This window comes from Clostridioides sp. GD02367, assembly GCF_045900275.1.
In the GTDB taxonomy this organism is placed as follows: Bacteria; Bacillota; Clostridia; order Peptostreptococcales; family Peptostreptococcaceae; genus Clostridioides; species Clostridioides difficile_A.
This window is the reverse complement of record NZ_JBJODK010000018.1, coordinates 22,094-36,346: the sequence shown is the minus strand read 5'-3', so window position 1 is coordinate 36,346 and position 14,253 is coordinate 22,094. Positions and strand designations below refer to the sequence as shown.

Genomic DNA, 14,253 nt, shown 5'->3' with positions numbered 1-14,253 from the left:
AAATCAAAACTAATACATATATTCAGTTATATAAATTAGCTAATTAATAGATACTATTAAATGATGAGATTTATATAAAACTGAATAAAGGATGTGTTGCCATGATAAGATATTACAAAACTATAGATTCAAAATTAGAGAAACTTAGTTTTTTTGAAGATGGCTGTTGGATAAATCTTGTTGAACCTAATCATAGCGAAATCAACGAAATTTCTAATTTATTGAATATAGATGTAGAAAACATAGAATCTGCACTAGATGAAGAAGAACGCTCAAGAATAGATGTTGAAGACAATCATACTCTTATACTTATAGATATACCAGTAGACGAAAGTGACTCTAATTCTTCTCATTATACTACAATACCCCTAGGTATTATAATAACTAAAGAAGCTATTATAACCGTTTGTAATGCACAGACTAAGATTTTAAACGACTTTATAGTTGGTCATATTAAAGATTTTTTTACATTTAAAAAAACTCGCTTTTTACTTCAAATTCTTCATAAAAATGCAGCTTATTATTTGCATTACTTAAGAAAAATAAATAAGATGACAATCATAATAGAGCGAGAAATTTACAAATCAATGAAAAATAGAGAATTAGTTCAATTATTGGAATTAGAAAAGTCTTTGGTATACTTCTCTACTTCATTAAAATCTAATGAACTGGTTTTAAACAAAATGGTTAGAACTGCTGGTATAAAGAAATACCCAGACGATGAAGACCTATTAGAAGATGTTATAGTCGAAAATAGACAGGCTCTTGATATGGCTAAAATATACGGAGATATATTGAGTAGAATTATGGATGCTTTCAGTGCAATTATAAGTAATAATCAAAATAATGTTATGCAAATTTTAACAGTAGTTACACTAATTTTCTCAATACCTACAATAATATCAGGATTCTTTGGTATGAATGTTATCAATATGCCATTTTCCAATAATCCAAATGGATTTTGGATAATTCTGCTTATTACCTCTATAATATGTATAGTGATTACATTTTTCATGTCAAGAAATAAGCTCTTATAAAAGATTTATTAAAAAAGCCATTAGAATTAATTGATTTCATTTATTCTAATGGCTTTTATATATTTAAATCTATAGACTCTTATAACGTTTTTTAGTTATCGTGTTCTTCATCTATAACCATTTCAGTTTCAAGACCTTCTAACATAGAATCTAAACTCTCTTTTATATTTAATATATAAATTGGCACATACTCTTCTTCGTCAATTACTTCCTCTTGTAGTTTAAATGGAGGAATTAATACTTCATCAAAGTTTATATTTAAATTAGGGAAATCTTCTACTATCTCTTCACAATTATCATATCCTTCATTAGCTAAAGAAGTATACATATCTAAACTTTTTTTGTAATAAAGGCCTGCAAGCATATACTCACACTTCTTACTTCCATATTTAATACCTTCTTTATAATATTTCTCAGCTTCTACATCATCATTTAATTTCAAATAAATTTGTCCTAAATTATAGATTGATTCAACACAACCTTGTGCTCTAGACTTTTCATACCAAAACTTAGAATTTACATAGTCTTTATAGAACATATCATAAATTAATCCTACCATATGTTGAGCATACACATTATTTTCATTAGCAGGTGTATCAAACATCATCTTAGCTTCTTCTAATTTTCCTTCTCTAAAGTAAATTCTACCTAAGTGTATACGAGCATTCATATGACTTTTACTACTTGCCATCTCAAAATATTTTCTAGCATTTTTTGTATTTCCTAGATTTTCATATATACATCCCAATCTATAACTAGACCTAGTATCTCCATTTTCAGATGCTTTCTTATACCAAATTATAGCTTCTTCGATATTATTTAAATCCTCATAGATATTTCCTAATTTGATTTGACAAGATGCATTATTAGGAATCCTTGAATAGTACGAAATTGCTTTTTCTATATCTTGATTTTGATAATATAAATCTCCAAGATTCTCAAGTGAACTTTTACATCCAACAGCTATAGCATCTTCATAATATTTAATAGCATTTTCATAATCTTTTTCTTCAAAATATATACCTGCCAGATTATTTTTTGCCTCTGTTATATCATCTTCTGCAGCCATTTTGTAATAAATTTTTGCTTTTTCTATATCATTTTCCCTATTATATAAATTAGCAAGTCTATATTTAGAAAGTGTATGATTTTTTTCTATTGCTTTCTCATAATAATAAATTGCATCTCCTAGTTCTTCTTTTCTATCGTATACATATGCAAGTCTGTATTCAGATTTTACATCTTCTCTATCTGCACTTTTTTTATAGTACCTTTCTGCTTCTTCTAAATTATCATTTATTTCCATAATCATACCTAAGTTAAAGCAACCTTTCATATGACCTGATTTATACAATTGTTTATATAGACTCACTGTCGATTTGTTATCTTTCTTTTTTCCATTTAATATTGCTAAATTATATTTTGCATCATCATCTAAAAGTACAGAACCTTTTTTATAATACTCATATGCTTCATCATCCTTCTCCAAAAAAGTATATAATACTCCTAGATTAAAACAAGCTTTCCCTAAGTTATTGTCTGCTGCTGCTTTTAACCATTTTTCACTTCTTATAAAATCCTTCATTTTAAAATGGCATACACCCAAATTATTTTGTGCTGGTAAATATCCTAAAGTTGCTATCTTTTCATACCAATATATGGCATACTCATAACCATCCAATCTATAATACATATTACCTAAATCAAAAGCGGCATCCTCACTTCCATTTTTATATGCCATTGAGTACCATTTTTCGGCTTCTTTAAATTGTTTTTTACTTTCATATATATTTCCCAAAGTATATTGAGACTTTACATAATTATCTAATGCTGCACTCTTATATAATTCTATTGCACTTTCTGTCTTACCCATCTTTTCAAGAAGAGCCCCTTTAGTATGTATCACTTTCGGGTCACTAGATATATTTTTTATTTTTTTTATAGAAAATTTTGTATTTTTCATTATTAGCTACCTACCCATTTTATAAAATATAATCTCTCAAACATTATTATACATTATAATCCATAATTAATGCTATAATATTGAATTTTTACCTTTTGTCACTATATTGTAACATTAGATTTTAAATTTTATAATCATTAGATTTTATTATATAATTGGTATATAATGTATATATAGGGAGGGGACATTTTATGAACTTCAGCAATATTTTTATTCAAGTGGCAGTTTTATTTATAATTATTTTAGTTGGATATTTTGTCAGAAAATTCAACTTATTAGATGACCACTGCACATCTAAACTTTCAAACTTGACAATGACGGTTTTTTTGCCATCAATGATAATTAGCTCCATGCAAATTAACTTTGATAATAAAATGATACAAAAAATACTATTGTTATTATTTACATCTCTGATTATGTATATGGTCTCAATTATAATTGCATTTTTATTAAAATACGTTTTGAAATGCGACAATAAAAAAGATTTGGGGATATATCAGTATATAGTTGTTTTTTCAAATGTTGCTTTTATGGGCTATCCTGTAATTGAAGCTGTTCTAGGCCATGAAGCGATATTCTATACTGCTATATTCAATCTACCATTTAACTTGTTTTCTTTTACTTTAGGAATTTACCTTCTATCTAAAGGTAGTACAAACAAAAGTTTTTCAATGAAATCACTTATAAGCCCTGCTACAATAGCTGTGGTTATTGGACTTTTTTTATTTGTGACAGGACTTAGATTACCTCAATTTATAAATGACCCGCTTAAGATGTTAGGAAACATCACTACACCAATATCAATGATTATCATTGGAAGTTTACTTGCTAATTCTTCAGCTCTAGATTGTTTTATCAATAAAAAATTATATCTAGTCACTTTTATAAGATTATTAGTACTTCCTGTGATTGTATATTTTATTCTAAAGGGATGGATAGATGATAAGATGATTTTAGCTATACCAGTAGTAATTTCTTCAATGCCTGCCGCCGCAAATACTGCTATAATGGCTAATCAATATGATTCCAATATAACATTAGCTTCACAATGTGTGTTTTTTACAACACTATTTTCAGTTATATCTATACCTTTTATAAGTATTTTATTGTTATCTTGATTTATTCTTTTATGTATTATATAATAACATATTCAATAAATTACAAATATAAACATTTTATTGTAGCATATTTATGGAATTTTTTCCTAGATATTTGTCAATAATATCTATATGTATTATAGAATAGGAGGCTTAAATATGGATTTAGATTTACTCTTTAAAATAGTATTTGCTATAGTTGCTATAGGTGTTTCTGTAAAAATTATAAAGACTGTTGCTAGTCTAGCTTTTAAAATAGCTTTGATATTGCTAATAATTTTATTTGTATATAGAATGTTTTTATAAACATTTAAAAATAAGTTTTTTAATATAATAGAGAAGTAGAATAAATTATCTTTAATGAAAATTTATATTAAAGACAATTTATTCTACTTCTCTATTCCTATCAGACTCTTTAAATCAAATTTTTATTATATCTTCCCATAACATAGGTATCTTCAAATTTTCCATCTCTAATTACAGCATATCTTTTAATACCCTCTACTTCAAAACCTAACTTTTTATATAAATTTAATCCCTTTTCATTATCCACAATTACTTCTAATCCTACTCTAGCTAACATAATCCAATTATCTGCTATATCTAAAAGCTGCTCTATTAGTTTTTTTCCTACTCCTCTTCTATGATAATTCTCATCCACAGTTATTCCTAGTTCTGCACTATGTCTTAATCTTGGAGAGGAATTTACATGTAAACCAGCAAAACCTATTACAGTTTTTTCTCCATTGTTATCAATCTCAGCAACAAACATGTAATCATTTTCTCCTAAAGAATTCAACATAGTTATAGTTTTATCTACTCTATCACTCATTAAAGCCAAAGTATTTCTCATAACACCATATGTCCTTCTCATTTCATTAACAGCTTGTGCATCTTCACTCCTTATAGGTCTTATTATTATATCTATAGGATTACTCATATTAAATTCCCCCTACTAAAAAAATTTTATTTAAATTTTATAATCCTTATTTTATACTATTTAAATCTATGTATGCTTCTATTTGAGGCACATATATCATATTATCTTTTATATGTGTACTTCCAAATTCTTTTAACTCTACACCTTCTTTATCTTTAGTTATTTTATATCTAATTGACTCTTTTCCTTCAATTAATTCTGCATGAAAAAACATGCCTTCATATTGCTTGAATCTAAAATTGAAGTTATCTTTAGTAAGTTTTATTACCATATTTTTATCTACTCCTTATATAGTTAATATTTTTTATTATTATTAGTTGTATACATATTGTTTATTCATATTAATATATTATAACTTATCATTAATTTAGTATAAAGTTATAAATACATATATATACTTATTTTACAACATATCTCCAATTGATATATAATATGTTTATATAAACTAGAGTCTGTGAGGTGAAATATGAACAAAAAAGCAAAATATTTTTCTTTAATTCTTTTTCCTATTGCTTTACTTTTAAATTTTATAGCAAGTAAAATTCCACACATTGTTGAAAAATATTACTCTCAAGCAATAGATAAAACAATTGTACAAATATTGAGTAAGATTTCAGGAATTTTCCCATTTTCTCTATATGAAATAACAATGTACATAATTGTTATATCTATCATTTTATTTTTATGCTCTACTATATTTACGATTTTCAATAAGAAAAAAAATTTTAAAATATTTTTAAAGAATGCTATTTTAAATATATTATCTATTGTATCAATAGTATACTTTCTTTTTATAGTGCTTTGGGGGATAAACTATAATAGGATTCCACTTGAAACTACCCTTATAAATCAATATAATTTAGAAAATAAGAGCTCTATTCAACCAAAGCAACATAGTGCTAAAGAACTTACTAAATTATATAAATTTCTTGTAACTAAGTCAAATGAAACTAGAAAACTCACATTACAAGATAAGAATGGAGTTATAAAATCTAATACAGATTATAAAGGTGTGATAAATAGAGCTCAACTAGGATATGATAATGTTCTAGATATATTACCTAGCGTTAGTGGAAGTTATTCTAAAGCTAAGTATGTTATTTCATCGAATATTATGTGCTATACAGGAATAACAGGTATATATTTTCCATTTACAGGTGAGGCAAATGTAAATGTAGCAATACCTGACTTGTATATTCCTTGTACAGTCGAACATGAAATGGCACATCAAAGAGGATTTGCTAGTGAAGATGAGGCTAATTTTATAGCATATCTTACATGTATAAAACATCCTAATATTGATTTTAACTATTCTGGTTATATTTTAGCTTTAAATTATACTGCTTCTGCCTTAAGTAGGATTGATTATAATGCCTATGTTGACATATCTAAAGGTATTTCAGACTCAGTCCTTAGAGATTTAAAAAATGAAAGTGAGTTTTGGCAAAAATATGAAGGTAAAATTGATGAAATTTCTAATGAGTTCAACAATTCTTATTTAAAAGCTAATGGTGTTGCTGAAGGTACTCAGAGCTATGGTAAAATGGTCGATTTATTGCTAACTTATTATGAATTATATTCATACAATTAAACAAGACAATTAAAAACGCTCTTAACAAGATAACAGCTGTTGGATTAGCTGTTTTTCATTTAAATCAGAATATATATTTCTTTATATCTATTAAAGTTTCTCAAAGTAAAAGTGGCTAGATGATTAAAATACTCTAGATAAAATCTAGTCTAAAAGTATTTAAAAATCTAGCCAATTAAAATCGATTTATTTTATACTATAACTTATCAATCTCTTCTAGTAACTCATCAACTAACTTATTACCATCAATCATTCTTACTATTTCTCCCTTTTTAAATAAAAGACCTTCACCTTTACCTCCAGCAATACCTATATCCGCTTCTCTAGCTTCACCAGGTCCATTTACAGCACATCCCATAATTGCAACAGTAATATCTTTTTCCATATTTCCAATCTTTTCCTCAACCTCATTTACAACACTAATTAAATCTATATTACATCTACCACATGTAGGACATGATATAACCTTAATCTTATCATTCAAAAGTCCTAGACTTCTTAAGATTTGTTTACCAACAACAACCTCTTCAACTGGGTCTCCTGTCAAAGATATTCTAACAGTATCTCCAATTCCTTTAAGAAGTAGTGCTCCTACACCTATAGAAGATTTTATTGTTCCTTTATGGATACTTCCAGATTCTGTAATTCCAACATGAAGAGGATAATCAACTTTTTTTGATATTAATTCATATGCATCGACAGTTTTATAAATATCAGATGATTTTAGAGATATAACTATATTATGAAAATCTAAATCTTCAAGAATCTTAATATGCCCCATTGCACTTTCAACTAATGCTTCTGCTGTTGCAGAACCATACTTTTTTAAAAGTTCTTTTTCTAAAGAACCTCCATTAACTCCAATTCTAATTTTCAGATTTTTTTCCTTACATTTCTCAACTATAGCCTGAACTCTTTCTATATTACCAATGTTACCAGGATTTATTCTAATTCCATCCACACCTTGTTCTATAGCTTCAAGAGCTAATTTATAATCAAAATGTATATCAGCAATAATAGGTATATTTACACTAGACTTTATCTTACCTATATTTTTAGCTGCTTTAATATCAGGAACTGCTACTCTAACTATATCACAACCAGCTTCCTCTAGTCTCTTTATTTGATCTATTGTAGCATCTGCATCTCTTGTATCAGTGTTTGTCATAGATTGAATACTTATAGGGTTTTCTCCTCCTATTTTTATATTTCCTACACTTACTTCTCTAGTCTTTCTTCTCTCGTAACTCATATTCCACCTCTATATATTATTTTATATTAATTCTATTTAACTATTAAAAATACTCTAATCTACATATATATTATAAATTAAAAAGCTATATAGTTAAAGAAATAAGAATAAATATCGTATATTGAAATTTATTTATTCTCATTTAAAACTACATAGCCCTTTTCTTAATATCTATAAAAAACTAAATTATTGAAATAACCTTAATATATCTTTATATGTGATAAAAAGCATAAATAACATCAAAGCTCCAAAACCAACCACATTTATCATACCTTCTTTATTTGGGTCAAGTTTTTTACCACCTCTAACTGCTTCTAGTAATAACATAAGTATTCTCCATCCATCAAGGGCTGGTATTGGTAATAGATTTACTATACCTAGATTTAAACTTATTATAGCAGCTAAATACACTACATTTATAATACCTGTACGAGCTGCATCTGATACCATACCAATAACACCTACTGGACCTGCAACAGCATTACCAATTCCTCCTGGGACACGTCCTGTAACCATTTGACCTAAGAATGTCAACATTTGCTTCGTCATATCCACAGTAGTTTTACATGCATTTACAATTGAACCAAAAAAATCCTTCTCTCTTTGTGGTTGAATCCCTATTTCATACTTTCCATTATTGTTTTTAGGTGTTACATTTATAACCTTATCACTTCCATCTCTAGTTATACTAAGCTTCAATTCTCCACCAGAAGAAGTATTTATTATATTTGCAACTTCATCCCAAGACTTAACAGAATTACCATTAATTTTGTTTATTTTATCTCCTACTTGAAGCCCTACAGCCTGTGCAGGAGTATCTGGCATTATCTTCCCTAATTTAGTTGTTGGAGAACCTATATATAAAAATACTGGTACCAAAAGTATTGCTGCTAATATTATATTAAATATTGGTCCTGCTACAATAGTACTAAATCTTTGTAATATAGATTTATTTCCAAAAGAATTTGGACTTACTTGTTCTTCATCTTCACCTTCCATACTCACATATCCACCAATTGGAAGTGCTCTTATAGAATACTCTGTATCTTTTTTTACACTATATATCTTAGGTCCCATACCTATAGAAAACTCATTTACTTTGATACCACTTCTTTTTGCAAATATAAAATGTCCTAACTCATGTATTAATACAATTATACTAAATAGTATTAATGCAGCTATTATAGTCATAAATTCACCTTCCTATTTTTTTATCAGATTTGCAACATAAGCTCTACTCCATCTATCTGTTTCTAATATTTCCTCCAATGTTGGTTTACTTATGCTACTATGAACTTCTAAAGTCTTCTCTATGTAATATGGTATGTCATAGAAACCAATTTTATCCTCTAAAAATTCACTTACCAAAACTTCATTTGCTGAATTTAGAACAGAAGAATAAGTTCCTCCCATTTTTAAACATTCATAAGCCAATTTTAAACATGGAAAAGTCTCTAAATCTGGCTCTTCAAAAGTTAAAGTGCTAAATTTTGAAAAATTCATTCTTTCAAAGCTACTTTCCATTCTATCTGGATATGTAAGAGCATATTGTATTGGTAGTCTCATATCTGGACATCCTAATTGTGCTATTATTGAGCTATCTGTATATTGTACCATTGAATGGATTATACTTTGTGGATGAACTACTACATCTATATTTTCTTGTTCTACCCCAAATAGCCATTTAGCTTCTATAACTTCAAGACCTTTATTCATAAGTGTTGAAGAATCAATACTTATCTTTCTACCCATACTCCAGTTTGGATGCTTAAGAGCTTCATTTTTAGTTATATTTACAAGTTCATCTTTTTTCTTTCCTCTAAATGGACCTCCAGATGCTGTAAGTATTATCTTTTCTATGTTTTTTTTATTTTCTCCATTTAAACATTGAAATATAGCACTATGTTCACTATCAACAGGAAGAATATTTACATTATATTTTTCTGCCTCTCTCATTACAAGTTCGCCAGCAGTTACTAACGTTTCTTTATTCGCTAATGCTATGTCTATTCCCTTCTTTATAGCACAAAGAGTTGGAACCAAGCCTATCATTCCTACAACAGCAGTTAGAAGTACATCAACTTCATCAAGTGATGATATTATTTTTAGTCCTTCCATCCCTGCTAAAACTTCTATTTTTATATCTTTTGACAACATTTCTTTTAATTTTAATGCTTTATCTTCCTCAAAAACTGTTACGTATTTAGGTTTAAATTCTACTATTTGTTCTAGTAATAACTCAATATTACTATTAGCTGATATTGCAACTATCTCAAACTTGTCTCTATTTTCTCTGACTACATCTAAAGTTTGTTTACCTATAGAGCCTGTAGAGCCTAAAATTGATATCCTTTTCATATAATAATCCTTTCTAATAATAAATATACCCTATCAAAACATTATAACACTACTAAAACAATTATTTTTACTCTTCATAGAAATTTCATGTAGTATATTCTACAAACCAAAATCAATCCATTGTTTCTGTATTTTATAAAGTATTATAAAATATTTTAGTATTATTAAATGTCTCTTTTTATTTCAACAACATCCTCTATTTTACAGTCTAGTGCCAGACATATCTTCTCCATTGTATCCATAGAAACAGATTTATCATTTCCTAGTCTCCCTAAAACAGAAATACTTATACCTGATATATTTACAAATTCCATTTTCTTTATTTTTCTGTCAATTAATAATTTCCATAATGGAGCGTATGAAATCATATTATCACCTCGCAAAATATATTCTATCACATTTTATCTATTTTGGAAAATTTTCACCTATTTAGATAAATAATTCTTTTATAAATAGATATGAATTATAGTTTAGTAGAAATAAATATGTTAAAATAAATCAAAGTAATAGATTTAAAACTATACTACTAACAGGAGATGATTAAATGAATCAGGCTCATAAAAGAAAACACGAATTTATAAAAAATCATTGGGATTTAACTGTCATAGAAAAAGAAAGAAATGTTGTTCGCATTATTCGTTACTTTCTAACAACACTTGCTATTGTTGCTTTTTTTCTTCCCACTAAGCTTAAGTTCTCTATATACATATTTATCTCATTATTTTGTTGGATAATGTATTTATTACTATATCCTAAAATGCCAATGGAAATGCCTAAAAAAAGTGACTTAAAAAAATATTATATACCATTTCCTTTCACTGCATGTGTATTGTCAATAATGATTCTTCTTCTATCTACAAATTTATTATATACATCCACAAAAGAGAGATTCACTTTTGTTTTCATTTATATGATAATATTATTTATACCATATATTTTAATGTTAATTTCAAAAAAAATAAGAGAGACAAAATTTATCATCTTATTAGTTCTCTTTTCTACGTTCATTCTTAGTTTTTCTACAACACCAGCTTTAAATTATGTTGCCACATTGGATAAACCTGAAATTGAATTTGTAAAAGTGATTGATAAAGTAAGTATTTCTTCTCGTTCTGGAAAGGAACATTATTTTAAAATAGAGGCAGATAATAAAATAAAAAGAATGAAAGTTTCCAATAAAATGTACAAGTCAATAAATAGAAATAAATTAGTTAAACTTTGTAAAAGAAAAAGTATATTTGGTTATGAATACTGGGCATTACAAAACTAGAAAAATAGCTATCCAAAAAATACATACTATTGTATTGATTTAAAACTCATTATTATAATATTATATAAATCATATACAAATATTTAATTAAAAAATTTTAAAATTTATATTTTAGAAAAAAGGAGAAAATATGCCATATTTATTAAAAATTAATCAATTTGAAAGAAGCTACGATATAGGAATTTTTAAAAATGAACAATCGATATATAAATTTATTGAAAAAATACCATTTGTAAAAAGAGACAGTAGTAATTTTAATTATATAAATTACTATATTGAATTTAAAGATATCCCTGAATATTATGAAGTAAATTTCAACAATTATTTATATATTATTACTAGATTTTCATTCATACCAAATGATGGTGAGATATTTTTTAGCTGGAACGAAATCCATTGTTGGGATGAAAAAATTGCTAATGAAAAAACCTTTATAAATGGTGAAACATTGGTAGATTCATATAATTTTCTAAACAATGAAGTAAAAGACTATATACAAAAACGAGAATCATTATATAGAGAAACAAAAATATATTATGAGGAAAAAGGATTAAAAATTGAAAGGCATGCACTTGGCTCAGAAGATGGGGAATATATTGAACTTGTAAATGATTCTATACTTTATTTACTAGATGTAGAGGCAGTTGAAATATGGGAACAATCAAAAAATATAGAAGAATTTTTATATAAATATAAAAAACAGTTTAAATGATTTATATTTTTTGATGTACATAACTATGGATTGAGCTATTTCATATTTCATTAAATAGCTCAATCCATAAATCAATAAAAAAACATTATACTATTTTTCCAGTTACATATTTATTAAAAAATTCTTTTTCTTCTATCGGTTTAGAAAAATAGAAACCCTGTCCCACATCACATTTAATCGTCTTTAAAAAATCTAGGTCCTTTTTAGTTTCAATACCTTCACATACAACAGACATATCTATACGATGTGACATTTCGATAATACACTGAATAATACTATACACTTTTTCTCTATTAAAAGTTTCTTTAAGTAGACTTTTATCTAACTTTAACCCGTTAATCGATAAAGAGCATAAAAGACTTAGAGAAGAATATCCTGAACCAAAATCATCCATAGAAATTAAAAATCCTAACTTTTTAAGATTATCTAAAATCGAAATAACTGGCTCAGATATTTTATTAAAAGCACTTTCAGTTACCTCTATTTCTATATATTTAAAAGGAATTTCATATTCTCTAACAATATCCAAAAATCTTTGGTAGAAGTCATTTTGATAAATAGTAACTCTTGAAAAATTAACTGCTATAGGATAAGTGTATTGATTTTTTTTCATAAATGTCTTTTTTATAAATGAACATGCTTTCTTTAACATATAAAAATCTAATTCAATAATAAATCCACTTTTCTCAAATAATGGAATAAATTGATCTGGTGACAAAAATCCAAGTTCTGGAGAAAACCATCGTACAAGAGCTTCTGCACTCACAACGTTTAAAGAAGATATCTGAAATTTTGGTTGCAAATACATATGAAATTCCTCATTTTCTAGTGCCTTGTGCATATAATTATAAATACTATTTTCCATTTGTAGTTGCTTTAACAGATTTTCATTATACCATACAGTAGATGAAATCCCTCTCTTTTTACTTACCTTATGTGCAATATTTGCCTTATCCATTATAGAGTTAATAGATTTATAATCTAATTTCTCATCTTCAACTAAATATGCACCTATACAATAAGATATAGTTTGAGTTACATTCATATTTAATTCAGATATTATGGAATCAGTCAGAATTTTACTAATTTCATCTAATAGAGTCTCTCTATATTTTGCAAGTATCACAAAATTATCTGAACCAACTCTTGCACAAATTTCTTTAGTATTAAATGTCTTGGAAAGTGCGGTTGCAACTATTATTAAAACTTTATCACCATATTCATATCCATGTGTATCATTAATATATTTAAAATTGTCAATATCAATATTTAATAACACATATTCTCCCTTATGTGCATGATGTAAAATTTCAATAGCTCTGTTTTCAAATGCAACTTGATTTTTTATTTTTGTCAAATTGTCTGTATAAAATATTTTATCAAATTTTCTTTTATTATAACATTCCCAAATCAATAGGCTTATTGTTGAGACTATAAGATAGATAAGTAATGCAGTAGCAAAGGTATGCAATTTTATGTCAGAATGTTTTTCAGATATAAAAATAACATCTCTAGATAGTGAAGAATATGTTTCGCTCAATCTGTATAATTCATCACCTGAACCACCATTTCTAACTTTTATAATTTCTTTTTTCATAGATTTCCACATAGAATCCATTTGAATTAATTTTTCTTGAAATTCTTTATTATCACACCTTTGTAATCCATTTTCCCCTTTACCTGTTCTTAGCTCTATTAAAATGCTATCTAGTTGTTTTATCAAGTTATCATTTCTTTTATTATTCAACTCTTGTTTAACAACTTTTTGAGTTTCACTGCCAATGGTACTAGTATAATTTATAATTTTAATATGTTCTATACTATTGTATAGGGAAAATATAAAAATTATAATAGCAACTAACCAAATAGTAGCATAAATTAAAAAATCATATTTTTTCTTCATTATTGTTACCTCAATTATAATATATCTATATAATTTGCAAATGACTAATCACTTCTGAATCTCCCATAACTAAAGTCACAGGGTTCCTGTTTCATAGAATTTTGCATAATCAACACTTTGCAGTAGTATG

Annotated in this window: 14 protein-coding genes; 6 read left to right on the top strand and 8 right to left on the bottom strand. The window is 26.7% G+C overall.

The genetic code is table 11. From position 1 onward, the window contains the following. Window positions 1–101 precede the first annotated feature (101 nt). Complete coding sequence (locus Q3223_RS18160; protein WP_021384983.1) at window positions 102–1,037, top strand: magnesium transporter CorA family protein; 936 nt, start codon at window positions 102–104, stop codon at window positions 1,035–1,037. Window positions 1,038–1,128: 91 nt separating this feature from the next. Here Q3223_RS18160 and Q3223_RS18155 read toward each other — a convergent pair whose 3' ends face one another. Further along, the gene (locus Q3223_RS18155; RefSeq protein WP_407812339.1) at window positions 1,129–3,000 is read right to left on the bottom strand and encodes a tetratricopeptide repeat protein; all 1,872 of its coding nucleotides are present in this window, start codon (window positions 2,998–3,000) and stop codon (window positions 1,129–1,131) included. Window positions 3,001–3,191: 191 nt separating this feature from the next. On the opposite strand from Q3223_RS18155, the gene Q3223_RS18150 reads away from it, so the two are divergent. Both Q3223_RS18150 and Q3223_RS18145 read left to right on the top strand, forming a co-directional pair. Then, on the top strand, window positions 3,192–4,118 hold the full coding sequence (locus Q3223_RS18150) for an AEC family transporter (protein WP_074179650.1): 927 nt from the start codon (window positions 3,192–3,194) through the stop codon (window positions 4,116–4,118). Window positions 4,119–4,256: 138 nt separating this feature from the next. Then, the gene (locus Q3223_RS18145; RefSeq protein WP_167640550.1) at window positions 4,257–4,403 is read left to right on the top strand and encodes a hypothetical protein; all 147 of its coding nucleotides are present in this window, start codon (window positions 4,257–4,259) and stop codon (window positions 4,401–4,403) included. A gap of 109 nt (window positions 4,404–4,512) precedes the next feature. Here the strand turns inward: Q3223_RS18145 and Q3223_RS18140 are convergent, their stop codons facing one another. Both Q3223_RS18140 and Q3223_RS18135 read right to left on the bottom strand, forming a co-directional pair. After that, window positions 4,513–5,037, bottom strand: a complete 525-nt coding sequence (locus tag Q3223_RS18140; RefSeq protein WP_054276912.1) for a GNAT family N-acetyltransferase — start codon at window positions 5,035–5,037, stop codon at window positions 4,513–4,515. Between the two features lie 46 nt (window positions 5,038–5,083). Next, the gene (locus Q3223_RS18135) at window positions 5,084–5,308 is read right to left on the bottom strand and encodes a hypothetical protein (RefSeq protein WP_054270588.1); all 225 of its coding nucleotides are present in this window, start codon (window positions 5,306–5,308) and stop codon (window positions 5,084–5,086) included. 195 nt (window positions 5,309–5,503) lie between these two features. On the opposite strand from Q3223_RS18135, the gene Q3223_RS18130 reads away from it, so the two are divergent. After that, window positions 5,504–6,628, top strand: coding sequence for a DUF3810 domain-containing protein (locus Q3223_RS18130; protein ID WP_054270589.1), 1,125 nt, complete (start codon window positions 5,504–5,506; stop codon window positions 6,626–6,628). Window positions 6,629–6,824: 196 nt separating this feature from the next. Here the strand turns inward: Q3223_RS18130 and ispG are convergent, their stop codons facing one another. The 4 genes from ispG to Q3223_RS18110 all read right to left on the bottom strand — a co-directional run bounded on the left by ispG (window position 6,825) and on the right by Q3223_RS18110 (window position 10,606). After that, window positions 6,825–7,880 (bottom strand): flavodoxin-dependent (E)-4-hydroxy-3-methylbut-2-enyl-diphosphate synthase, encoded by a 1,056-nt coding sequence (gene ispG, locus Q3223_RS18125; protein ID WP_407812338.1) that lies wholly within the window; start codon window positions 7,878–7,880, stop codon window positions 6,825–6,827. A 186-nt stretch (window positions 7,881–8,066) separates the two neighbouring features. Continuing rightward, on the bottom strand, window positions 8,067–9,071 hold the full coding sequence (gene rseP, locus Q3223_RS18120) for an RIP metalloprotease RseP (RefSeq protein WP_074179647.1): 1,005 nt from the start codon (window positions 9,069–9,071) through the stop codon (window positions 8,067–8,069). A gap of 12 nt (window positions 9,072–9,083) precedes the next feature. After that, window positions 9,084–10,238: a 1-deoxy-D-xylulose-5-phosphate reductoisomerase gene (locus Q3223_RS18115; protein WP_054270592.1), complete on the bottom strand. Its 1,155-nt coding sequence runs from the start codon at window positions 10,236–10,238 to the stop codon at window positions 9,084–9,086. A 164-nt stretch (window positions 10,239–10,402) separates the two neighbouring features. After that, complete coding sequence (locus tag Q3223_RS18110; protein WP_021384994.1) at window positions 10,403–10,606, bottom strand: helix-turn-helix transcriptional regulator; 204 nt, start codon at window positions 10,604–10,606, stop codon at window positions 10,403–10,405. A gap of 176 nt (window positions 10,607–10,782) precedes the next feature. Between Q3223_RS18110 and Q3223_RS18105 the strand changes: the two genes are divergently transcribed. Both Q3223_RS18105 and Q3223_RS18100 read left to right on the top strand, forming a co-directional pair. Next, window positions 10,783–11,508, top strand: coding sequence for a hypothetical protein (locus Q3223_RS18105; protein WP_231300701.1), 726 nt, complete (start codon window positions 10,783–10,785; stop codon window positions 11,506–11,508). A 130-nt stretch (window positions 11,509–11,638) separates the two neighbouring features. Next, the gene (locus Q3223_RS18100; RefSeq protein WP_219673371.1) at window positions 11,639–12,220 is read left to right on the top strand and encodes a hypothetical protein; all 582 of its coding nucleotides are present in this window, start codon (window positions 11,639–11,641) and stop codon (window positions 12,218–12,220) included. An 85-nt stretch (window positions 12,221–12,305) separates the two neighbouring features. Here the strand turns inward: Q3223_RS18100 and Q3223_RS18095 are convergent, their stop codons facing one another. Continuing rightward, window positions 12,306–14,123 (bottom strand): bifunctional diguanylate cyclase/phosphodiesterase, encoded by a 1,818-nt coding sequence (locus Q3223_RS18095; RefSeq protein WP_074179645.1) that lies wholly within the window; start codon window positions 14,121–14,123, stop codon window positions 12,306–12,308. Between the last annotated feature and the right edge of the window lie 130 nt (window positions 14,124–14,253).

Coding starts and splice junctions, on each gene's coding strand:
- Q3223_RS18160 (WP_021384983.1), top strand. CDS start 102: ATGATAAGATATTACAAAACTATAGATTCAAAATTAGAGAAACTTAGT.
- Q3223_RS18155 (WP_407812339.1), bottom strand. CDS start 3,000: ATGAAAAATACAAAATTTTCTATAAAAAAAATAAAAAATATATCTAGT.
- Q3223_RS18150 (WP_074179650.1), top strand. CDS start 3,192: ATGAACTTCAGCAATATTTTTATTCAAGTGGCAGTTTTATTTATAATT.
- Q3223_RS18145 (WP_167640550.1), top strand. CDS start 4,257: ATGGATTTAGATTTACTCTTTAAAATAGTATTTGCTATAGTTGCTATA.
- Q3223_RS18140 (WP_054276912.1), bottom strand. CDS start 5,037: ATGAGTAATCCTATAGATATAATAATAAGACCTATAAGGAGTGAAGAT.
- Q3223_RS18135 (WP_054270588.1), bottom strand. CDS start 5,308: ATGGTAATAAAACTTACTAAAGATAACTTCAATTTTAGATTCAAGCAA.
- Q3223_RS18130 (WP_054270589.1), top strand. CDS start 5,504: ATGAACAAAAAAGCAAAATATTTTTCTTTAATTCTTTTTCCTATTGCT.
- ispG (WP_407812338.1), bottom strand. CDS start 7,880: ATGAGTTACGAGAGAAGAAAGACTAGAGAAGTAAGTGTAGGAAATATA.
- rseP (WP_074179647.1), bottom strand. CDS start 9,071: ATGACTATAATAGCTGCATTAATACTATTTAGTATAATTGTATTAATA.
- Q3223_RS18115 (WP_054270592.1), bottom strand. CDS start 10,238: ATGAAAAGGATATCAATTTTAGGCTCTACAGGCTCTATAGGTAAACAA.
- Q3223_RS18110 (WP_021384994.1), bottom strand. CDS start 10,606: ATGATTTCATACGCTCCATTATGGAAATTATTAATTGACAGAAAAATA.
- Q3223_RS18105 (WP_231300701.1), top strand. CDS start 10,783: ATGAATCAGGCTCATAAAAGAAAACACGAATTTATAAAAAATCATTGG.
- Q3223_RS18100 (WP_219673371.1), top strand. CDS start 11,639: ATGCCATATTTATTAAAAATTAATCAATTTGAAAGAAGCTACGATATA.
- Q3223_RS18095 (WP_074179645.1), bottom strand. CDS start 14,123: ATGAAGAAAAAATATGATTTTTTAATTTATGCTACTATTTGGTTAGTT.